Raw genomic sequence first — 22829 nt, forward strand, 5'->3', positions numbered from 1 at the left:
TAAAACAAAAATTTTAGTCCAAGATATTTAAAAAAATATCTTCTCCAACCCTTTTTGGGCAAAAAAATTCCTTGCACATTATTTTGAACAAGGATTTTATTATCCTACCTATTTACTCATTATTTAAACCCTATAGGTAGGAAGTTTATTATTCGGATTTGGCAATTTGCCCCCTGTGGTTGTGAGTTTTAGCCATATAAATGAGTCTAAAGTATGGATAAATGTGGATTTCTCCACCAGTTCTTACCCCACAGGTGTTCTTAATGTTTTTTATTTTTTTATTTTATTGTCACTGCAATTATAGTTATTATAGTTATAAAAGTCAATTAAAAAATCAAGTTTTTTTATTTTTTCTTAATATTTTTGTAGGTCATTGGAGATACTAATAGTAGCATTGGATATAGTTCCAATCTTCCAAATAGCATAGCAAGGGTCAATGTGAATTTTGATAGATCGCTCATCCTTGCAAATGTGTCCATTGGGCCTAGTTCTCCAATGTATGGTCCTATGTTATTTATTGTGGCCGCCACTGCTGTAAATGCTGTTTCAAAATCACTAGTATCTATTGAAACTATTATCATAAAGATTACAAATAAAATCGTATAGATCAAAAAATATCTATTGGTTGAACTTTCGACATCATCATCTACTTTTTTGCCATCTAGTCTATTTACTGTGATCCTCTTTGGGTTAACAGCTGTTTTTATTTGATTTATCGCAGATTTAAACATCATAACTACTCTTGAGACCTTTAGACCACCAGCTGTTGATCCTGCACATCCACCTATAAACATAAGTAAGGTTAGTAGGTGCCTAGCAAAAAATGGCCAGTTTCCAAAGTCAGCTGATACATACCCTGTGGTTGTAATTATCGATGATACTGTAAAAAACGCATTTGATCCAGAATATAATGGATCATTATAGATTGGTCTTATGCTTATGAATATGAGGACTGTGGCAACAAATATTACTCCTACATATGTCCAAAGTTCTTCTGATTTGAAGCTTTCTCTTACAGATTTTATTATTGCATAATAATATAAATTGAAATTTACTCCAAAGAGCATCATTGCTACTCCAAGGATAATTTCTATAGACCTAGAATCATAAAAGGCTACACTTGTCCCATGGTTTGCAAAACCACCTGTTCCAGCAGCTCCCATGGCGAATATGATACTATCAAATAAGTTCATTCCAGCTAGCAATAGTGCTATTGTAGTTATAAGTGTCAAGGCAAGATATAGTATGTATAAGACTCTTGCTGTTTCTGCTAGCTTTGGAGTAATTTTGCCAAAGGTTGGACCTGGGACTTCTGCTTGCATTAAGTTTGTCGATTCTTTGTTTTGTTTTGGCAAAATCGCAAGGGTGAATACTAAAATTCCCATACCACCTATTAAGTGGGATAAGGATCTCCAAAATATGATTGAGTGAGGAAGTACATCTACATTTGTAGCAACTGATGCCCCACAGGTTGTAAAACCACTAGCCATTTCAAAAAAGGCATCCAAAAATTTGGGATAGTTTGTTGGTGTCAAGTAAAGAGGAATGGCTCCAATAATAGAGTACAAAACCCAGCAAAAAGCTGTGGTAAACATGGCTTCTCTAGTAAATACATGGCCTTTTGTACTTCCCTTTTTTACTAAGAAAGTCCCTAAAAGTCCTGATAAGATAATTGGAAATACGAAATATAATTTGTCATTTGTGCCTTCTTTGTAAATAAAAGCAACTATCAATGGTAAAATCATCAATAAAGCTAGTACCTGCAATAGCCTTCCAATAGCGTTATTTATAATTTTAATATTCATACTTACTCCAATATATCGTCAACTTGAGCCATATTCTTACTTTTTGTAATGATTAGGACCCTATCACCTTTTTCTATGACAGAATTTCCTGTTGCAACTTCAATCGATCCGTCACGATTTCTATGTTCAATTATTGCCACTAGGGTGTCATCTTTTACCTTTACTTCTTTCAAACTATGATTAAATAGCAAAGAGTTCTCGCTTACTTCAAATTCTAGGACTTCTACTTGATCATCTTCTAGCTTGTAGAGGTTGTTTAAGGTTGATATATCCTTAGAATCGACCTTTGACCTAATGACCCTGTTGATATAGTTTGACGCTACAGATTTTGGTGTAAAGGTTGCATCTAGGTCTAAGATTCCGGTTATCTTTAACAAGCTTGTTCTATTTACCTTGGCTATAATTTTTTCAATTCCATATTTTTCAGCTATTAGGGCAATTAAGATATTTTCTTCGTCCATACCTGTGAGGGCTACAACAGCATCGAAGCTCTCAACTCTAGCTTCTTCTAATATATCAGAATCTGAACCATCTGCATTTATTACTATGGCTTCGGCATATTGCTCTTGGAAATTAATCGCCTTTTCTCTATCAATTTCAATTACTGTAACATTAAAATTTCTTTCTAGTAGGAGTCTAGTTAGATGAGAACTCAAGGAGCTTGCACCTATTATAAGCACATCTTTCATTCTAATATTTTCAGGAATTTCCGCCTTATAGAAGGTATCTACATCTTCTTTTGTTCCCATTATATAAACTTTTTGACCTTGCTCGAGTATAAAATTACCCCTAGGTATACTGATTTCCCCGTGGTCATTTACTATGCCAATTAACACATCAAATTGGTTAAGGTATGAATCAGCCTCACTAAGTCTAAGACCAGCTAGCCTAGAATTTTCTCCAATAGTTATCTCTAGCATCATTGACCTATCTTCTAGGAAACTTTGTACATTTCTAGCGTGGGAATATTTGATTGATCTCTGAATTTCTTTTGCAGCAAGATATTCCGGATTGATTACTAGATTAGAACCAGTGAGTTGTACTATATTATCCAAATTGTTGACATACTTAGTATCCCTTAACCTAAGTATTATATCCTTTGCTCCCAAATTTCTTGCTAGGGCCGCAGAGATAATATTAGTATCATCATTTCTTGTTAGGGCTATGAATATGTCACAATTATCAACATTTGCTTCTTTCAACACGTCAATATCTGTTCCATCTCCGACAAGCGCCATGACATCATTTTGTTCAAGTAATTTATTTAAAATATCCTTATCTTGGTCGATTACCAAAATATCGTGATTTTGTAAAGATAATTCTTCTGTAAGATAAGAGCCGACCTTACCAGCTCCCAGGATAATAATATTCATCTATACCTCCTAAGCCTAACTAGTATAGCATTTATATATTTAAATTCAAGTTTAAAACATAGATAATTTACTTCATTATACCACATAGATACTTTACAATAAGACTTATAAGCAAAGAAAAAAGCCAACCTAAAAAAGTCAGCTTTTTACTCTTATATATTTATTCAAATACTTGCTTTTGATAAGTTTCGTCTGTATTTTTCTCCTTGTAATCTAGATAGTTTAATGAAAGTTGGTTTAAGAAAAATACATAAGCGACAACTATATAAACAATGAAAACAAGGCTTAGTATCCCAGCAAAAATACCTGCTCCAATATTAGCTCCACTTGACGCTCCAAACAAAGCTACTATCAATACTATATATATAATAATTGGGGCTAATATCCATTTTAAAAATACCTTTAAGGTCTGCCCAGCCAAATCCTTACCAACAACAAATACTTTTTTAAAAAGATCTCCAAAAGCCTTATTGGGATTATCTGCTATGACAAAATATTGGTAGGCAGTAAAAATATAATAAATCATAGACACTATCAACATAAGTATTATCAGTATTAGCATTGATCCCAATCCAGTGTAGCTTCCAGCCAAAAGATTCATTGTTAATGAACTTGCGAAAACTGTTCCTGTCAAAATCATCGCTATAGTAGGGATTACATTTATCAATAGGCTAAGACCAAAATTTGTTGGCTTTATCACATGATATCCATCTAAGTACTCTGATACAGAACCCATCCTATTAAATAATAAGCCATGTGCTAGGATAATATTTGTAACAATACTAACAATCATTGCTAAAATCGAATAAATCATTGAAGGTTCTGATTCAGTCCCACCCACGGATGCTCCCTTGAACAATTTTCCTAATAAAAAAATAATTAAGGTCATAATAATGTGTATAATCAAAACACTCGATAATTTAAAATCTCTTTTTTGCATTTCTACCTCCTCTTTTCTTTATATATATTTACCCTTTTTTCGGGTATAAATGCAGTGAGGTGAAAATATGATTATAAAATTTGTTAAAGAAGAACATGAAGCTCAAGCTCTTGATGGCGAAAACAAGGCTGGCTACTGCCAATACGAAGAAAAAACAGATGGCACTTGGGCTATCACTCATACAGTTGTTGATGGCAACTACCAAGGTCAAGGTCTAGCAGGAAAGCTACTTGATGAAGTTTGTGAAGCTGCTAGAAAGGAAAATGTAAAAATCGTTCCTATTTGCTCATATGCAGTCAAGAAATTTGATCAAGAGCCAGAAAAATACGGAGATGTGGACGCTAGATAATAAATTAGGAGTGCTGGGCATGGTCAAGCAAGCACTCTTTTTTTTTGCCCTTTTTACAAAGCTTTTTATAATATTTTTTATTTTTCATAATATTTATTACAAAAGTCAAAAATTTGAACTTATTCTCTTAGTATCACAGATGAATTGGCTATTTTTAGACATTTGTTATTTGATACGCTAATGTGATATTATTTACCTTTTATTTATCATTTGATATGATATTTTTATGAAAAGAGGTATTTCTGTGAAAAATGATTTAAGGAAAAAAATAGCAATACTTGCCTTATCTATATATGTTGCCAGCAATAGTGTAGTATCCGGCACCCTTGCTTTTATGCAAAGAGACTTGGGACTTTCTATCACAAATGCTGAAATGATGATAACTCTTGCATCTATTGCATCAATTGTAACTATATTATTAAATGAAAAGATTACCCAAAGAATAGGTATGAAAAAGTGCGTGGATACCGGTCTCTTTTTAGTGGGTTTAAGTGCGATTACACCAGTAATATTTAAGTCGTATCCATCTATTATAATAAGCCGTCTTTTGATGGGTGCTGGTGTTGGCCTATTTAATGGACACAGTGCCAATTATATAAATGTATTTTTTGAAGGAGACGAGGCAGATAAGCTCCACGGCATAAGAATTTCAGCTGAGTTTATAGGACAGATGGCCCTATTGTTTATTGCAGGACTCCTAATCAAAATTCAGTGGCAACTTGCATTTTTAGTTTATAGTTTTGCTTTTTTGATAATGTTCAATTTTAATAGGACAATTCCAGAAGTTGACATAAATGTTGAAAGTACAGATGATAGTAAATTTAGAATAAGTGGCCAATTAATATTTTATGTAGTTTTTATAGCAATTATTATAATGAATAACACAGCAATAAGTGTAAGATTTCCAACAATTGCAACCCTAGCAAAGGGTCTTGATGCTGATGTAAGCCTATATATGTTAATTTTGCCAATCTCTGGTATGGTTTTTGGCTTTATGTTTGGAGCAATCAACAAATTGTTGAGAGAAAAAACTCTATACCTAGGCTTGAGCATTTATGTAATCTTTAACATGGTTATAGCCCTATTTGGTTACAATATGTATATTTACTTAGCCTCTATGTTTTTCCTAGCCTTTTCCCAATCCTTGTGCACCCCATACTTATTTGCAGAAGTTGCAAGATTTGCCAAAGGATCCCAGGCTCGTATAGCAAACAACTTGCTTTTCATAGGTTGTAATGTGGGTGGCTTTTTGGCTCCATTTTTCCTAGAGGGAATAAATAGAGCATTTAATACAACTTCTTTGACCCTAGCTTTTTCAGCCTTTAGTGTGATTTATGCTTTGATGCTTATTTTAAACATTTATGAAGAAAGAAAAATAAGAATGTGATTTGAGAGCGAATTTATCGCTCTTTTTTATTTATAATATTAGCTTTATTTAATCAATGTAAAATGATAAAATAATACAAAAGGAGATTTTATGAGAATAGTTGATATAGTTTGCAAAGACGAATGGATCAAAGATTACGAATTTTTTAATGAATTTAAAGATACAAAATATTTTGATATACTTCTAGATACTTGTGAGAATTTAAATACTGACATTCTTTTCAAAAGCAATGTCCACGGTCAAGACCACATAGAAAGAGTTATTTTCTTTGCCCTAGTCCTTGCCTGGAAATATGATCTTGATAATAAAGATACCGATATAATCCGCTATGCGGCCTGCCTACACGATACAAAAAGAGTTAATGACACTTGGGACGTTGACCATGGCAAACGAGCAGCAAGTGAATCTATTAAATATGCTAATATAAATAAGGACGATACAAATATCCTCCAAGCAGTAATTGCTGCCCACTCCACAGATGATAAATATATGGAGGATATAATCAGAGAATATAAGGTCACAGACTTTGACAGGGCCTTGTTTTTGGCAAAACTATTCAAGGATGCTGATGGCCTAGATAGGGTTAGGATAAAAAGGTTAGATCCAGCCTACCTACGCAATGATTTTTCCAAAGACCTGGTAGATTTCGCCTACATTTTGTATGAAAAGTACTGATTATTTGACAGAAAATTTATTATCTAATAAAATTATTATGTAATAAATTAGGAGAATTGAATGTCTGTAAGTATAAAGAAAATATTTATCACATCTTTAATCCTTTCTCAAATTTTCATTTCAAACACGGCTTTCGCTGATTCTATTATTTTAAATAAAGAAACAAGCCCTGGTGTTAATGTACGCAGCAAAAAGGATACAAATAGTGAAATCTTAGGTGGTATAGAAGATTTTACTATGTATGAAATTAAAGATGAAGATGAAAATTGGTACCAAATTGATTTTGACGGAAAAACTGGCTATGTTGGTAAAACTTGGTTTTATAGGCTTAACCAGACTAATATTATAGATGCCACAAATCTAAAAAGTGAAGCTAATAGCCAATCTTCAAACGCTGCTCCCTACAAGCTCTTGGAGCAAACTAAAGTCACTATCTTAGAATTTGTAAAAGATTCTGAATTTGTGAAAGTTTCTTATGATGAAAATTATAAGGATAACAGGAAGATTAACGTAACTGATATCGAAGATTTATCCAATAATGACTTGCTTTTTAGCCTATCAGATGATAAAGATTCCGGAGTAAAGACAGTCACTTTAAATGATTCAATAAAGGATATACCAGAAGTAGTTACCCTATCCGAGAGTCCACAAACAGTTGAAATTGGTAAGGATGCAGATAAACTAAAAGAACCTGTAACAGGCTATGTCAAACTATCCTCCCTTGCTGTTTCTAAAAAAGATAAGGAAGACTTGGAAGGGTTAAAAAATACATATGAGGATATGAATAAGCATATCAAAGAAACTTTGGAATATGAAGAGTCTATCAGAAATCAAGTTATCCAAACAACTCATTATGAAACAATAACTACTTATGAAACTTCTCAAAGCACTGATACAAATACATCTGTAATCGAAGTACCAGTTACTGGAAATCCAGTTGGTGTAGAACTTTATAAATGGGCTACTCAATTTGTAGGCCGTCCTTATGTCTTAGGTGGAGTATCCCTTACAAATGGTATAGATTGTTCTGGTTTCACCATGCAAATCTATAGACAAATCGGTATAGAATTGCCACACTTTGCCCAAAGCCAACAAAGATATGGAGTAGAAATTCCATTTGGTCAAGAACAAGCTGGGGACTTGGTATTTTTTGGAACAAGCCTAAATAATATCACCCACGTGGCTATGGCTGATGGCAATGGCAATATGATCCATGCATCTAGTCCTAGAGTTGGAATTATAATAAGTCCAATTAGAAATCCAATCTCTATAAAAAGAATAGTACAATAGAAAAAATCCAGACCTCCTTTGACCTGAACCCCAAAATCCGGAATACGGATGGAGGGGTTTTTTGTATGCCAAAATACACAAATGAATTTAAAATAAAATTAGTAATGGAATACTTATCAGGTAAATCAGGTGGGCAAGAGAAAGTAGCTGAAAAATATAATGTTCCCAAAGATACCTTAAGAGAATGGATAAACAAATATAAATCTGGCGGCTTTGACAACTTATCTAAAAAGTTAAAAAACAATAAATTCTCTAGTGAATTTAAGCTGTCTGTAATACAATATAGGCAAATCAACAATACTTCGCTCAGAGAGACTGCACAGCATTTTAATCTTGTTAATGGATCTATGGTATATAGGTGGGAGAAAGCTTACGAAGAACGTGGTCTATCTGGGCTAGAAGACAACAGAGGAAGGCCTAAAAAAGATATGACCAAATCAAATAAGAAACAAAAGAATAATACTCCAATAAACGAAAGTGAAAGAGAAGAATTAATAAGACTAAGAGAAGAAAATAGACTTCTCAAAATGAAGATAATCTACGAAAAAAAGCTACAAGCCTTGCTACTAGAAGAGGAAGCAGAAGCAAGGAAAAGACAAAGATAATCCTCAATCTACAAAAAGAATATCCACAAAGTAAAATAGGTGAATGGCTAAGCATAGCTAAATTACCAAAATCATCATACTATGAGTGGAAGATAAAGTTACTTAATCCAGTAGATAAAGACAAAAAAGTTAAAGATGAAATTAAAACCATAGTAGAAGCGTCAAAAGGTAGATATGGCTACAGAAGAGTAACATTAACATTAAAAAATAAGGGATTTAAAATTAACCATAAAAGAGTTCTAAGAATAATGAGAGAGGAATCCTTGCTATGTACTAAATTCAAAACTAGATCAAGAAAATACTCATCATACAAGGGACAAATAGGCAAAGTAGCAGATAATGTTGTAAAAAGACAATTTACAGCAAGTAAACCAAATGAGTTATGGTTAACAGATGTAACAGAATTTAAAATTAAAGGTCAAGAAAAGAAACTGTACCTATCACCAATATTAGACCTATACAACAGTGAAATAATTAGCTATACACTAAGTAACCACCCAACAATAAACTTAACCAATACAATGCTAGAAAAAGCACTAGAAGAAAATAAAGACATTAAATATTTAACTATACACTCAGACCAAGGATTTCATTACCAACATAGTTCTTGGACTAAAAAACTAGAAAAGATGAATATAACCCAAAGTATGTCAAGAAAAGGCAATTGTCTAGACAATTCTCCAATGGAGAACTTCTTTGGGATATTAAAACAAGAAATGTATTATGGAGAAGATTTTAAAAGTTATGATCATTTGAGAAATGAGATTGAAAAATATATTAAATGGTACAATGAAGATAGGATTAAGACAAAATTAAACGGAATGTCTCCTGTTATGTACAGATTACATTCCGCTTAAAATATTATTAAATTATTCCGTGTTTACGGGTTCAGGTCACTTTGAGAGTCTGGATTTTTTTGTTTAGTTATTTGATGAGAACAAATTTGCTATAGAGTCTACAATTGATCTTAAAAAGTCTAGAATTGAGTCAAGCAGACCGCTTTCTTGGGCTTGGTTTACTGCATCGTCAATTGAATCCTTGTTATTTTCATAAAATTCGTTGGCATTTTTTGCTAGTTCATTGCCAAATTTGATAAGATTTTCTTTTACTTCTTTACTATCAATAGCTGAAGAGCCTTGGTACTTATCAAAGTAGTTGATTAGTATATTTATATTGTTATCGCTTAAGATATTTTCAAGGTTGACATTTTTTAAGGCATCGTTAATATAATTTCCTATTTGTTCACTAGATGCATTTTGGCCAGTTTCTTCCTTATGTTCGGCTAATTTTTGTTTTACTTCTATTATTAGCTTATCCAGCTCTTTTGGATCAAAGTCAGTTTTGTCCTTGTTTTCTTCTGCAATTTCTGTTACAGTTTCAAGCTCTTCTTGAGCAACTTTTGCCCTTTGTGGGTCGATTTCTTGTCCCTTTTCTTCAAGTGCCTTGTAAACCCCTACTAGGGCAGATTCACCAGTAACTGGTGTTGGACTTGCTACAAATATATCTGCATCTGTAATACCTGCTGTAATGGCTGCATTTGTGTATTGGCCATTGGTAATTTGGGTAATATTTGCAGGTGTGCTTATATTTACCTTAATTCCTGAATTAGCTGGCAAATATTTTATATAGACAGAGGAAATCATATTTCCATCTGGAGCTTCATAGCCCAGATATTTTTCTAAATCTTTGCCATTTACAGTTGAAAAATTAGTGTTTGCATCTCCAGCTTTTACTCCAAACACATCATTCATTTGTTCTTGCTTTTTATTATCTAGAGCAACTCCGTATATTACATCATTCTTATCTTTACCAGCTGCAAAGGCTAGGCTTGGTATCACTAGGGCAAAGGCACACAAAAGTGCCATTAATCTCTTTTTCATAACCCCTCCTATAAACTTGTGATTTTAGAAACTATTGGGTCAAGTTCGCTTGGATTCTTATCCTCGATTAGACCCTTATCTATTAGTTCTGCTATTTGTGGGTCTATTGGAAGTTTGGCTACAGTATCTATGCCATGATTTGCTGCAACTTGGTCAATATTGCTCTCGCCAAAAATCTTGTGGACACTGCCACAATCAGGACATTTGAAATATGACATATTTTCAACTATTCCTATGACATCCTTGCCCATCATTTTTGCCATTTTTAGTGATTTTTCAACAACCATCTCAACTAGGCCTTGAGGTGTTGCAACAGCTACTATTCCATCTATTGGCAATGATTGGAAAACTGTAAGTGGCACATCGCTTGTTCCTGGTGGCATGTCGATTAGTAGATAGTCTAACTTACCCCAATCTACATCTGTGTAGAATTGTTTTATGACCCCAGTTACTATTGATGATCTCCACACAACTGGATCTGTCTTGTTTGGCAAGATCATATTTACAGATATGACTTCAATTCCATCACGGCTGATGCCTGGATACATCAAACCTTCCTTGGTTCCCCTAACATTGTCATTGATGCCAAAGGCTTGAGGTATTGATGGTCCTGTCACGTCTGCATCAAAAACTCCAACTTTGTATCCTTCTTTGTTTAATTTATTAGCAAGCATACTAGTTACTGAGGATTTTCCTACCCCACCCTTACCAGACATGATTGCTATAACATGACCAACTGATGATCCTTCGTTTAGATTTACTTTAAATTGGTCAAAATTTCTTTTTGTTTCCATTATTAACTCCTTTGTATTTAAAAAAAGCATCCTATGATGCTCTTTTTATGATTATATCTAATTTTTATTAAATTTCCATAAAGAAGACTTCAAATATTTTTAATCCCTAGAAATCAATCTTCATATCTCCATCTTTTATAAGGTCTTTTTTAGCCATTATTTTATAAATGATAAAAGACAAAAGGCCTGGCAATATAAAGTGTAGGAGAAGTACTTGCAAAAGCAAGATGCTTACTGGTCTAGCCCCTGCCATTGTATTAATTGTGGCAATTTGTCCTACAAGTCCACTAGTTCCCATGCCTGATCCAAGGGGAGAATTTTCCATTTTAAAAACCACTGTGGCAAGTGGGCCAAGGATTGCACCAGCAAGGGTCGGTGGCAACCATATCCAAGGATTTTTGATGGTATTTGGCACTTGAAACATAGAAGTTCCAAGTCCTTGGGCAAGGAGTCCTTCTAGGCCATTGTCCTTATAGGAAATTATTGCAAATCCAATCATTTGTGCTGAACAACCTACTGTTGCAGCTCCACCAGCAAGGCCTGATAAAGATAACATCATACAAATAGCAGCAGACGATATAGGCAAAGTTAGGGCAAGGCCTACAAGGACTGCAACCACCACTCCCATCAAAAATGGCTGAAGCTCTGTTGCCTTCATTATGACATTGCCAAGGCTTGCCATAAATCCTGCTACCCCTGGCCCAATAAAGTCCCCTACTAGGATTCCTACTAGGATAGTGAGTGCCGGTGTAATTATGATGTCAAGTTTAGTTCTTTTTGATACCAATTTACCAAATTCTACTGCAAAGATTGTCGCTACATAAACCCCAACTGGACCGCCAAGTTCATAGGCTCCATTTCCCACAATGGTAACTGCAAATAGGATTAGGCTAGGAGCCTTCAAAGCATAGGCTATAGAAACAGCTATAGCAGCTCCTGTGGACTTAGTAACAAGTGGCCATATACGCTCTGTAAGAAAGTCTATGCCAAAGCTAGTGCCTATAGAATTTAAAATAGTTCCAACTAATAGAGATGCAAAAAGACCAAAGGCCATGGCCCCAAGTGCATCGATAAAGTAGGCCTTGGCTGAAAGGTCGATGTTTTGTTCTTGTAAATATTTTTTCATGCTAATTCCTTTTCTAATGCTTTTCGTTAAGTATAGCACAAAAATATTTAATTGTATATACACTAAGAAATTAATTTAGGTAACCTTTATCTGCCAAAGCTTTTTTTATTCTTTCAAAGTCCTCCTCACTTTTAACTTTTATGGTGTGGTAGTGGATATCTTCTGTCAAATTCTTCAAAGGAATAGAAGTAGTCATATTTTTGACAAAATTTGTAACGCCAGATCTAGAATGTATGTCCAGATCCTTTTTAATCACCCCGTAGACAGGATGGTTTATGAAGACATCAACTACGATTCCGCCATTGTCAACTATTGTATTTAGCTCATCTCTTATATCCTTATCCTCATGGTGAGATTCTAGGATATAGGTCAATGAGCCTTCGTCATCTATTTTGTAACCCCTATTTGTAGATATGATATTTATCCCAAAAGCTTTTAAAACTCCAATATCTTTTACTATAATCTGTCTTGAAACACCAAATCTTTGGGCCAAAGCAGATCCACTTTGGGAATGTTCTTCTTCTTGTAAAATTTTTATTATCTGATTTTGCCTATCACTAATTTTCATTTATTACCTCTTTTCTCTAATATACCTTTAAAGCTTGACATTTTTAAATTATAATGTATTATAAGTAAAAACGAAGAAGAGATGAGTAGCTAGATTTAAATTTTATAGAGAGTCCCTGACGGTGGAAATGGGATAAAGGCTTGTTTAGTGAATAAAAACTCGGAGTACCTTTGGGGATGTCTTGATCTAAAGGCGGGATTGCCCGTTATAGCAATAGAGTATGTATGTACTTGATGAGGTGTATATCGCGAGGTGTACATAAATTTGGGTGGTAACACGGCACAATCGTCCCATGGGATGATATGAGCGCGTGTATTTTTTTACACTTTTTTAGCCCAGAAAGATTAGGAGAGAAAATATGAAAAAAGTAAGAAAGATTATCTTGACCTTGTTAATCATCATTCTAGCCTTTGCTAGTACAAGTTTTGCAAGCTCAAGTGAAAAAAAGGTCCTAAGAGTTGGTATGGAGGTCAACTACGCTCCTTATAACTTCTCAGAAGTAGACGATAGCAATGGAGGGGTTCCTGTAAAAAACTCCTCAGGAGAATATGCCAATGGTTATGATATAGCCATAGCAAAAGAAGTTGCCCAAAGCCTTGATATGGATTTGGAAGTTTATAAAATAGATTGGGATGGTCTAATCCCTGCCCTTACCAGCGGAAAAATAGACGTTATAATAGCTGGTATGAGCCCAACAGAAGAAAGAAGAGAACAAATAGATTTTACCGACTCATATTATGATGCTGTAGTTGGAGTAATCTTAAAGGAAAATTCGAAATATAAAGATGCTAAGTCTATAAATGACTTTGCCGGCGCAAAACTTACTGGCCAATTGGGAACCTATCACTATGACTTGTTAGATCAAATGCAAGATATAAAAAAGGAACAAGCCCTTGATTCATTTCCAACAATGATTGCCGCAACTAAGGCTGGCACCATCGATGGCTATGTTTCTGATAAGCCAGGAGCTGAAAGTGCCATGACTTCCAATAAAGACCTTATATTTGTTCAATTTGGCGAAGGAAACGGCTTTACAGTCGACTCATCACTTACATCACTTTCTATAGGTGTCAAGAAAAATTCTGACCTTACTCCAATGCTTAACCAAGCTTTAGAAAATATTACCAATGACCATAGAGAAGAATTGATGAAGGAAATTGTCCTACTAACTAGCGCAAATGAAAGCAGTGAAGAAAATCCAAGTTTCTTTGAAGAAATGCAACAAATCTGGCAAAAGTACTCTTCTCTATTTCTTAGAGGTATAGTAAACACCCTATTTATTGCCATACTATCAACAATACTAGGTTTTTTGATAGGACTTTTAGTTGCAGTTATTAGAAAAATCGAGATAAATAAAAGCAAAAATAAATTTTCTTATATACTTCATAAGATAATAAACTTTATCTTATCAGCTTATGTAGAAATATTCCGTGGCACACCTATGATGGTCCAATCTGTAATAATATTTTATGGTCTCAAGCAATATTTTGACATTGACCTTTCAACAATGTTTGCAGCAATCCTCATAGTTTCCATAAACACAGGAGCCTACATGTCAGAGGTAGTAAGAGGTGGTATAAATTCAATTGATAACGGCCAATTTGAAGCTTGTAAGGCCCTAGGAATGACCCATTTTCAAACTATGACCAATGTTGTTTTGCCACAGGCGGTGAAAAACATCTTGCCATCCTTGGGCAATGAATTTGTAATCAATATCAAAGATACATCTGTACTAAATGTAATATCTGTAACAGAATTATTCTTTATGTCTAAGTCTGTAGCAGGATCAACCTACCAATACTTCCCAACATATTTGATTACAGCAATAATCTACTTTGTACTAACCTTTGTTATTACAAGGATAATCAATCACTTGGAAAGAAAAATGAACGGAAGAGAATACATCCACGAAGCAACTACAGGAGTAAAAAATGCCAATATTAAAGGTTAAAAATTTGGAAAAAAAGTTTGGAGAAAACTTAGTTCTCAAAGATATAAATTTTGAAGTTAATAAAAACGAAGTCGTTTCAATCATAGGATCTTCCGGTTCTGGTAAGTCCACCTTGCTTAGATGCCTAAACTTACTAGAAAGGCCAACTAGCGGCGAGATTTACTATATGGATAAAAACATCCTAGCTGAACACTTTGATGAAAGACACTACAGGTCTGAAGTAGGTATGGTTTTTCAAAACTTTAATCTTTTTGAAAACAAAAATGTCTTGGAAAATTGTACCCTGGGCCAAGAAAAAGTTTTAAAAAGATCAAAAAAAGATGCCCAAGAATTGGCCATGAAATATTTGACAGATGTTGGCATGGATAGCTTTAAAAATTCTAAGGCAAGCCAACTATCCGGAGGTCAAAAGCAAAGAGTAGCCATAGCCCGTGCCCTTTGCATGAACCCAAAGGTCCTATTGTTTGATGAGCCAACCAGCGCCCTCGACCCAGAGATGGTAGGCGAAGTTCTTGAAGTTATGACCAAGCTTGCCAAAAGCGGGATAACAATGATTGTAGTAACCCACGAGATGGATTTTGCAAGAGATGTTTCTACTAGGGTATTATTTATGGATAAAGGTATAATCTTAGAAGATGGAAAACCAAATGACATTTTCACAAATCCGACCCACGATAGAACTAAAGAATTCTTATCTAGGTTTTTAAATAATTAATACGAGGAGAAACTATGACAGACTTAGTAGAAATATATTCCACAAGCGAAGACTCATTTGCCGTTGGCTATATAATCTATAAGGAAAATAACAGACTATTTACCCATCTTGTAGATGACCAAGGTAAGCTTGATGGCTACCTATTGTTTGATACAAGGATGATTGATGGAATCGAAACAAAGACAGACTACCTTAAAAAGATCGAAAAATATATGGACTTTTGGGGCAATATTTCTATAGGTGATAGCGATAATGAAATTTATAAGTCCAAACCTGACTTCATAGATTTGATTAAATACGCCAAAGACAACCACAAAATAATCACTCTTTCAACAAGCTTCGATTACTTTGATTCTATAACAGGCTTTGTAAAATCCTATGATGATCAAATAGTTCTTGTAGATGCACTTAATCAAACAAATGCCAAAATCTTTGACCAATTTGAAATTCCTATAAAAGACCTTGTAACCTTAGAAATAGAATCCATAGACAATTTTCTCTTAGGATACGCACACAAAAAATCATGAATAACACTTTACTATTAATAATATTAAACTTTGTAGGAAAAATCTTCTCATTTGTTCGTGAGATGATTTTTTCTTTTACTTATGGGACTGGTGATATTACCGATGCTTTCAACACTTCTACCACAGCAGCGACCTTGATATTTTCAGTAATTACCTACGCCCTATCCAAAACATACATACCTACTTACAATGAGGTTATTAAAAATGGCGATGAAAAATCCGGAGACCACTTTACCAATAGACTTCTAGATTTTATGCTTTTTCTAACTACCCTTATGATGATATTAGGTCTTGTATTTGCACCATTTATAGTAAAACTTTTTGCAGCAGGCTACAGTGGTGAAAAACTAAAAATCGCCTCTCTATTTATGAGAGCGGTAATCCTTACCATTTACCCAAATGTCTATGCAGCAATATTTTCTGCATATTTGCAGATTAAGGGAGACTTTCTCACTCCTGCCTTGCCTCTTGTCATCATGAATATATTGCTAGGACTTACCATAATGGTATCCAAGGGCAATGTTGTCATAATGGCAGTGGGTATATTTTTGGCCTATTTCTTACAATATGCAATGTTTCCCCGTGCGACAAAAAAAGCTGGTTTTAAAAGAGAAAAGATTAGCTTTGGCCTTGATCCCAATGTCAAAAAACTAATCATTCTTTCTTTGCCAACAACCTTTACTATGGCAGCTGTCTACATATCAACCATTGTAGACCAATCATTTGCATCAATAGTTGCTCCAAATGGAGGAGTTTCCATAGTAAACTATGCCCTAAAGATTTTAAGGATAGTAAGTTCAACCTTTATTATTCCCTTCCAAATCACAGCATATCCAATCATAGGAAAACTTGTTGCCAATGGAGATATCAAGGGCATGAAGGATTTGACAGGACAAAGCTTGGTAAAGATTATGACCTTATTTATCCCATCAATAATAGGCCTTATGGTTTTATCAGAACCTATAATTACCTTTGTCTACTACAGGGGTGAATTCACCTACCAGGATATGATAGCAACTAGCCAGGTCCTATTTTACTATAGCCTCTACCTTATAGGTCCAGCCCTAGCCGACCTATTATACCTATCATTTTTTAGCCACCAAAACACCAGAGTACCAACAATAATTGCCTTTATTCAGTTGGGAATAAATATAATTTTGGACTTTGTCCTATCCAGAGCCTACGGCTTAGTCGGTCTTGCCCTTGCCACAACATTTAGCCAATTCGCAGCAGTATTAATGGCCCTTATAGCCTACTATAAGCATTTTGGTAAGCTAAATTATCCTTATATCTTAAAAAATATAGGAAAGATTATAATGGCAGGAGGAGTCATGGGAGCATTTGCAAAATTCTTCTTTGCCATAAGACCATCCAACCTCTGGTTACTAGTAACCATTGCCCTTGCCGGACTAATATACGTGGGACTAGTATATATGCTAAAAGTCGACGAATTCGACCAAATATTAGCAGCCTTTAAGAAGAAAAAGAAAAAGCTTGAGTAATTCTCAAGCTTTGTTTTTTATAAATCTTTGATATTCATTTTATCAAGTTCTTTTTTCATATTCTTCTTTTCTCTGATACCCAAATAAATAAAAACTAATATTATAGTCGGAATATTAGCAACTAGAAAGGCAATAAATAGTGCCATATAATTTTCCACTTGACTGAATGAATCAAAAGCTGCAATTCCAGCAACATTCGCCAAGGCAAAGATTAGTGAAATAACTGGAAGGATTAAACCTAAATACTTATTTTCCTTTTTGCAAAGATAAACTTGTAAATAAATTATTGCTGCACATATAAACAATAATAAAATAAGCAATATTATTGTATTGATCATAGATATTTTCATCTTAACTCTCCTTTGTCTTTTTGTATTCGTTAATTAAAATTTTAGCAGTATCAAAATCGATTTTTTCATCCAAGGCTAGTCTTTTAATTGTGAGAATATAAGGATCTTTGCCCTTTTGTTCATTAATTTCTATCTTTTGAATAAGCCTATCAAGTCTAAGTCTTACAGTAGGATAGGTCACATCGTAAATCCTTGCAACTTCTTTTAGTGATCCCGACGCCAAGATAAAAGTTTTTATAAAAGAAATATCCTCATCACTAAGCTCAGCCATCCACTCAGGAAGTATATCCATAAGTTCCTCCTTTAATTATCTTCAATATACTCTTTAATATTATTAAAGTCAATAGTTTGTTTAAGTTTAATTTTATTCAAATAAAAACTCAGCCACTTTTTTAGGTGACTGAGTAAATCAAAAAATTATAGGCAATCCTTATTTTTAATAATCCAATCCTCGAAATTTTCATCTTTTTCTATATTTTCTTGGCCAAATTTTTCAAAAGTTCCGTCTTTTTTTACTAGTAAGAAGTCTGGTACTTGTTCTATTTGGTATTTGTCTACAATTTTTTTATAAGATTTTGAATCTCTATATTTCTTTGTATCAAAGTATCTGATTTTGATGTCATTTTCTTTTGATATTTGTGTTAGTACTTGTGCTAATGCCTTGCAGCCTATGCAATCTTCACGTCCTATGTAGACAAAGGCGTTTAAGGAATTGTCAGCATTTAAAAACTCTTGGTCAGATATCTCATCAAATTGGGAAACATCGTAGGGGCTATTGCTGATTTTTGCCAATTCATCTTCTAGCTCTTGGCTTTTTTGGCTATAGATGCCAAAGGCTACAAAGAGCGCTATTACTATAGTCAAGATTATATTTCTCTTGTTCATATGCCCCTCATCAATTCTACGGTCACTTTAAATGACTTATAAAAGCTATTCATTGGCAAGAATTCTTTGTTAGAGTGGAAGTTGTGGGCACCTGTGAAGTAGTTTGGAGTGAGTATTCCCCTTGTTGATAGGTATGATCCATCTGTTCCACCTCTCATTGGAATGATTTTTGGATCTATCTCTAATTTTTGGTAGATATCTTTAAGATTTTCTATGGCAACCTCGTTATTTTCATCGACACTGTCTAGGATATTTGCGTAAGTATCTTCTATGTCAATTTCAATTTCTGCAGACTTGTATCGCTTTTTCAAGATTTCTATTGCATCAAGTAGGTAGGTTTTGGATTCTTCAAATTTTTCCTTATCGTGGTTTCTTATATTGAAATCTATCCTGCAGTTAAGGACATCTGATTTGATGTCGGTTATCCAGACGTATCCTTCTCTATTTTCGGTATTTTCTGGCATCTTTGCCCTATCTAGCATAGATATAAAATCATGGGCAATCATAATAGGATTGACCAAAACTCCCTTGGCTGACATTGGATGGGCGCTTACTCCCTTTATCTTTATGACTCCACTTGCTGCATTGAAAGTTTCATAAACTAATTCACCAAGGGCACAGCAATCAATTGTATAGGCAAAATCGACAGGAAATTTTTCAAAGTCAATTTTCCTCACTCCCCTAAGGCCAATTTCCTCATCTGGGACAAAGGCTATGTAAATATTGCCGTGGTTAATATCTGGATTTTCTTTTAGATACCACAAGGCTGTGATGACATTGGCTATGGCTGCCTTGTTGTCAGCTCCAAGTACAGATCTTCCATCTGTAACAATTATGTCATCGCCCATATAGGATAAGATTTCCGGGTTTTCTTTGGTGGAAAATACTATATTTTCCTTCTCATTTAAAACAATATCCTTGCCATCATAATTTTTGATTACTTGTGGATTGATCTGATCTGAGAGACCTACATCAACTGTATCGAGATGGCATACCCAGCCAATATTATAGGTAGTATTATTTGCTGGAAGTTTTGCTTGTAAAACTCCAAATTCATTGATGGCGATGTCAACTAGGCCCAAATCTTCTAAGTCTTTTTCTAACTTTTGGACCAATAAAAGTTGTCCCACAGATGATGGGACATTGGGATTTTTTTCATCAGATTGGCTAGGGATAGCCAGGTAAGATAGAAAGTTTTCTTGTAGTTTTTCTTTTATAATAGCTTCATTCATTTCATATTCCTTATAAAATCAGCAAAGATTCTTCTGCTGTATTCATCGTCACTATAGCTAGCTTCTGGGTGCCATTGAACCCCTATCATATATGAGTAGTAGGGATTTTCTATGGCTTCAATAAGCCCGTCTGGGCTTTCTGCTCCGATATCTAGGCCATCGGCTAGCTTTCTTATTCCCTCATGATGGAAGGAATTGACTTCTATTTGATTTTCACCAATAACTTCTCTAAGATAGGAATCATCTCTTATATTCACATTATGGTAAGAAAAAGTTTTATCATCTCCCCTATGGATAATCTCTGTAGAATATTGGCTTTTTATATCATCATATAAAGACCCACCATAGTAGATGTTCATAAGCTGCATGCCCCTACAAATGCCAAGAATCGGTTTATTTTTTTCTATAGCATAGGCAAATATATCAAGACTTTTTTCATCATCTTCCTTAGAATAATCTTCTACCAAATCGGGATTTCCTCCATAAAGTGAAGGATCAAAGTCATTGCCACCAGCAAAGACAACTCCATCAGCCTCATCCACCATTTCTTTTATATCTTCTAAGCTAAATTGGCTGGTATCAACGTCCATCAACATAATATTGTTTGAGCCAAATGGATACTCAACTTTCGATATATTTTGATTGTTGTGGACAATAGCAACTAACTTTTTAGGGAAAAACCTATCTCTTATTACTACAATTGCTAAAACCGCAATTATTAAAACTAGGCCTAATTTAAAAATTCTTAAGGGAGAGCTTTTATTTATTTTTTTCTTGGCTTTTCTTTCCTTCAATTTACTTATCCTCTTAAAATAACTAGTACTTGCTTGCTCCTTTATCGCTTGCAACAACTATTGTATCGCCCTCAAATCTTATGCCATAGGCATTGTCTACTTTTGTAAAAACAGTTCTAGTTCTCTTATCCATAAAGCTTAGAGACATATCTTCGCCATCCTTGTCTATGCCAATTACTGTCGATGGAGTGAAATAATTGGCCTCATGCTTGTCCCAGGATTCCTTTTGGGAATATATCCTATCCTTGTCTGAAGCATATAGACTTATTATCTCCTTTTCCCTGTATAAGTCCTTGGATAAGTATAAGTCAGAAGTCTCATAGCCAACTGATATAAGCTCTGGACTATCTCCTTTTTTGCCAGACTCTATAGATTTTTTGTAAAGTTCGTAGTAATTTTCGCTTGCCTTATAAGTAGTATAGAAAATATTATTAGGGCTTACTATGCCATCTTTGATATCGCCGTGGATATTTTCAATTTGGGTGATAGTAAAATCGCTTAGGTTTAGGAGGCTTATAGTAGTCTTATCTCTATTTTCCTGATCATTATCATAAAACTTATTGATGAAATATAAGTTGCCATCCATAATACCTATAGGTATGATCTCTTGGCCACTGTCAAAGTCAAAAATAGTCTTAATCTCTGTCTTTTCTATGTCAACTAGCTTATATTGGTGAAGCTTGCTATCTCCTATAACAAACATAGATCCCACCCCATAGATATCATAGGCAAGGGAATTTTCTTCGGCATATATTATTTCTTTTGTGTTTCCATTTGGGTTAAATTTTAGCAATTTTTTCACTATAGGATTGTAATAAATTTCTTCCTTATTTACATCCAAGTGCCTTATACTCAGCGAATCATTATTTTTAGAAGCACATCCTGTAAAAAGTAAAACCGCTAAAATCAACCATATTCTAATATTTTTCATACTTTAATTATAACACGGATTTGCCAAAAGTTCGGCTCTTTACTGAAAATCGATTTCAAATTCACCTATGTTATTGTCCTCGTCTATATAATATAGGGTATTTTGTAAATATTTCTGGCCTCTAATGTTTTCATCAAAAACCATATCGCCATCGTAGGCATGATAAATTTTTAGATTTTGTTCATAGTCACTTGGATTTTCTCCAGTGGATTTTGTGTAATACAAAACGTACTTGCCCTTTATATCAACCAAACCATCTGCCTTTGCTGGAATTTCCCATACTTGATCACCGATATGGATGCCTTCTGCATCAGCTTTGAAATATTCATTTACAGTTTCTGGTCCATCTTTGTAGCTAGTAGCATAGATATCGTAGGAGTCGTAATCTTTTTCTACTAATTCTGGTTCAGCTGATAGATCAGATTCTGGCGAAAAAGCATAGAGGTTATTTTTGCCAGATTCATTATTTATAAAATAGACCTTGTCTCTAGTATTTGCTATAGATGTAACATTAGTTGAAAACTGACCTGTATAATCTTTTAGGTCTTTATTTTCTATATCAAAGTATCCTAGTGTATTTTTACTATCTACAACATTGCCATCTTCGTCCAATACAGTTAGATAGTGGTAGCCATAAATCTTATTGCCAATCATCCCAATTGGATGGAATTCTTCATTTTGGGCAAATCTAAATAAAAGATTTAAGTTTTTGCCGACTAGATCGTAAATGCCATATTCATTATTATCAGTTGACCTGCCAACAAAGAGGGTAATGGCGCCAGGAACTTTTTCAAAAAACATAGATCCATTTTCAAATTTTGTATTCCCATCAAGGTCTACCAGCTTATCATTTCTGTCAAATTGAACCAGGTAGAAGTTAGGAATATAAAAGACATTGTCTTTATCAATCTTTACATCCTTATCTATTAAAAGTTCCTGATTTTCTACATTGGCTTCTTTTTTACTTTCATCTTCTTTTTCATCTTCTTGCTTGCTATTATTGCTATCTTCATTGGCTTTGGAAACTTCTTCTATTTCAGTATTTGTACTTTCTTTATCTTCTATATTTTTATCACTTTTTCCATTGCTAGCGCATGATGTTAAAAACAAGACTAGCGCTAGCACGGATAAGATCTTTTTCATAATAAGC

Annotated in this window: 23 protein-coding genes, 1 pseudogene and 1 other annotated feature; of the genes and pseudogenes, 10 read left to right on the top strand and 14 right to left on the bottom strand. The window is 34.2% G+C overall.

Translation table 11 applies throughout. The features are described 5' to 3' along the window. Positions 1–344: 344 nt before the first annotated feature. From QNH69_RS00965 to QNH69_RS00975, 3 genes are all read right to left on the bottom strand, one after another. Positions 345–1805 carry a TrkH family potassium uptake protein gene (locus QNH69_RS00965; protein ID WP_282928777.1) on the bottom strand — a complete coding sequence of 487 codons (1461 nt, stop codon included), beginning with the start codon at positions 1803–1805 and terminating at the stop codon, positions 345–347. Positions 1806–1807: 2 nt separating this feature from the next. Beyond that, positions 1808–3178 (bottom strand): Trk system potassium transporter TrkA, encoded by a 1371-nt coding sequence (gene trkA, locus QNH69_RS00970; protein WP_282928778.1) that lies wholly within the window; start codon positions 3176–3178, stop codon positions 1808–1810. A 160-nt stretch (positions 3179–3338) separates the two neighbouring features. Then, complete coding sequence (locus QNH69_RS00975) at positions 3339–4118, bottom strand: hypothetical protein (protein WP_282928779.1); 780 nt, start codon at positions 4116–4118, stop codon at positions 3339–3341. A 67-nt stretch (positions 4119–4185) separates the two neighbouring features. Between QNH69_RS00975 and QNH69_RS00980 the strand changes: the two genes are divergently transcribed. The 6 genes and pseudogenes from QNH69_RS00980 to QNH69_RS01005 form a co-directional block, all read left to right on the top strand. Next, positions 4186–4467 carry a GNAT family N-acetyltransferase gene (locus QNH69_RS00980; RefSeq protein ID WP_282928780.1) on the top strand — a complete coding sequence of 94 codons (282 nt, stop codon included), beginning with the start codon at positions 4186–4188 and terminating at the stop codon, positions 4465–4467. Between the two features lie 244 nt (positions 4468–4711). After that, the gene (locus tag QNH69_RS00985; RefSeq protein ID WP_282928781.1) at positions 4712–5854 is read left to right on the top strand and encodes an MFS transporter; all 1143 of its coding nucleotides are present in this window, start codon (positions 4712–4714) and stop codon (positions 5852–5854) included. Between the two features lie 90 nt (positions 5855–5944). Further along, the gene (locus tag QNH69_RS00990; protein ID WP_282928782.1) at positions 5945–6529 is read left to right on the top strand and encodes a hypothetical protein; all 585 of its coding nucleotides are present in this window, start codon (positions 5945–5947) and stop codon (positions 6527–6529) included. Positions 6530–6589: 60 nt separating this feature from the next. Beyond that, the gene (locus tag QNH69_RS00995) at positions 6590–7819 is read left to right on the top strand and encodes a C40 family peptidase (protein ID WP_282928783.1); all 1230 of its coding nucleotides are present in this window, start codon (positions 6590–6592) and stop codon (positions 7817–7819) included. A gap of 65 nt (positions 7820–7884) precedes the next feature. Continuing rightward, a complete protein-coding gene (locus QNH69_RS01000) occupies positions 7885–8424 on the top strand; it encodes a helix-turn-helix domain-containing protein (protein ID WP_282928784.1) in 540 nt (179 codons plus the stop codon). Next, positions 8412–9281: pseudogene (locus QNH69_RS01005) on the top strand (IS3 family transposase); the annotation flags it as partial. The gene QNH69_RS01000 and the pseudogene QNH69_RS01005, both read left to right, overlap by 13 nt. Before the next feature lie 63 nt (positions 9282–9344). Here the strand turns inward: QNH69_RS01005 and QNH69_RS01010 are convergent. The 4 genes from QNH69_RS01010 to QNH69_RS01025 all read right to left on the bottom strand — a co-directional run bounded on the left by QNH69_RS01010 (position 9345) and on the right by QNH69_RS01025 (position 12792). Further along, the gene (locus QNH69_RS01010) at positions 9345–10304 is read right to left on the bottom strand and encodes a DUF1002 domain-containing protein (RefSeq protein WP_282928785.1); all 960 of its coding nucleotides are present in this window, start codon (positions 10302–10304) and stop codon (positions 9345–9347) included. 8 nt (positions 10305–10312) lie between these two features. After that, on the bottom strand, positions 10313–11098 hold the full coding sequence (locus QNH69_RS01015; protein ID WP_282928786.1) for an Mrp/NBP35 family ATP-binding protein: 786 nt from the start codon (positions 11096–11098) through the stop codon (positions 10313–10315). Between the two features lie 106 nt (positions 11099–11204). Next, complete coding sequence (locus QNH69_RS01020; RefSeq protein ID WP_282928787.1) at positions 11205–12224, bottom strand: PTS sugar transporter subunit IIC; 1020 nt, start codon at positions 12222–12224, stop codon at positions 11205–11207. A gap of 70 nt (positions 12225–12294) precedes the next feature. Further along, positions 12295–12792, bottom strand: a complete 498-nt coding sequence (locus QNH69_RS01025) for a transcription repressor NadR (protein WP_282928788.1) — start codon at positions 12790–12792, stop codon at positions 12295–12297. A gap of 64 nt (positions 12793–12856) precedes the next feature. Then, positions 12857–13088, top strand: a binding site (T-box leader). A 62-nt stretch (positions 13089–13150) separates the two neighbouring features. On the opposite strand from QNH69_RS01025, the gene QNH69_RS01030 reads away from it, so the two are divergent. Genes QNH69_RS01030 through murJ form a run of 4 tightly spaced genes read left to right on the top strand, consistent with a single transcriptional unit; the run spans position 13151 to position 17487 of the window. After that, the gene (locus tag QNH69_RS01030; protein WP_282928789.1) at positions 13151–14743 is read left to right on the top strand and encodes an ABC transporter substrate-binding protein/permease; all 1593 of its coding nucleotides are present in this window, start codon (positions 13151–13153) and stop codon (positions 14741–14743) included. Then, positions 14724–15458 carry an amino acid ABC transporter ATP-binding protein gene (locus QNH69_RS01035; protein ID WP_282928790.1) on the top strand — a complete coding sequence of 245 codons (735 nt, stop codon included), beginning with the start codon at positions 14724–14726 and terminating at the stop codon, positions 15456–15458. The genes QNH69_RS01030 and QNH69_RS01035 overlap by 20 nt, the downstream gene beginning before the upstream one ends. A 14-nt stretch (positions 15459–15472) precedes the next feature. Continuing rightward, entirely contained in the window at positions 15473–15985 is a 513-nt protein-coding gene (locus QNH69_RS01040; RefSeq protein WP_282928791.1) for a hypothetical protein, read from the top strand. Then, complete coding sequence (gene murJ / locus QNH69_RS01045; protein WP_282928792.1) at positions 15982–17487, top strand: murein biosynthesis integral membrane protein MurJ; 1506 nt, start codon at positions 15982–15984, stop codon at positions 17485–17487. Before QNH69_RS01040 ends, murJ begins: the two co-directional genes overlap by 4 nt. Positions 17488–17504: 17 nt before the next feature. On the opposite strand, the gene QNH69_RS01050 is transcribed toward murJ, so the two are convergent. From QNH69_RS01050 to QNH69_RS01080, 7 genes are all read right to left on the bottom strand, one after another. Continuing rightward, complete coding sequence (locus tag QNH69_RS01050; RefSeq protein ID WP_282928793.1) at positions 17505–17837, bottom strand: hypothetical protein; 333 nt, start codon at positions 17835–17837, stop codon at positions 17505–17507. A 1-nt stretch (position 17838) separates the two neighbouring features. Continuing rightward, on the bottom strand, positions 17839–18129 hold the full coding sequence (locus QNH69_RS01055) for a DUF2089 family protein (protein ID WP_282928794.1): 291 nt from the start codon (positions 18127–18129) through the stop codon (positions 17839–17841). Between the two features lie 125 nt (positions 18130–18254). Further along, on the bottom strand, positions 18255–18722 hold the full coding sequence (locus QNH69_RS01060; RefSeq protein ID WP_282928795.1) for a thioredoxin family protein: 468 nt from the start codon (positions 18720–18722) through the stop codon (positions 18255–18257). Continuing rightward, positions 18719–19954: a peptidase T gene (pepT, locus tag QNH69_RS01065; protein WP_282928796.1), complete on the bottom strand. Its 1236-nt coding sequence runs from the start codon at positions 19952–19954 to the stop codon at positions 18719–18721. The genes QNH69_RS01060 and pepT overlap by 4 nt, the downstream gene beginning before the upstream one ends. Further along, positions 19951–20748: a gamma-glutamyl-gamma-aminobutyrate hydrolase family protein gene (locus QNH69_RS01070; RefSeq protein ID WP_282928797.1), complete on the bottom strand. Its 798-nt coding sequence runs from the start codon at positions 20746–20748 to the stop codon at positions 19951–19953. The genes pepT and QNH69_RS01070 overlap by 4 nt, the downstream gene beginning before the upstream one ends. A 22-nt stretch (positions 20749–20770) precedes the next feature. Further along, positions 20771–21679, bottom strand: coding sequence for a hypothetical protein (locus QNH69_RS01075; protein WP_282928798.1), 909 nt, complete (start codon positions 21677–21679; stop codon positions 20771–20773). A gap of 39 nt (positions 21680–21718) precedes the next feature. Further along, positions 21719–22822 carry a hypothetical protein gene (locus QNH69_RS01080; RefSeq protein ID WP_282928799.1) on the bottom strand — a complete coding sequence of 368 codons (1104 nt, stop codon included), beginning with the start codon at positions 22820–22822 and terminating at the stop codon, positions 21719–21721. Between the last annotated feature and the right edge of the window lie 7 nt (positions 22823–22829).

It is taken from the genome of Anaerococcus sp. Marseille-Q7828 (genome assembly GCF_949769285.1).
Classification (GTDB): domain Bacteria; phylum Bacillota; class Clostridia; order Tissierellales; family Peptoniphilaceae; genus Anaerococcus.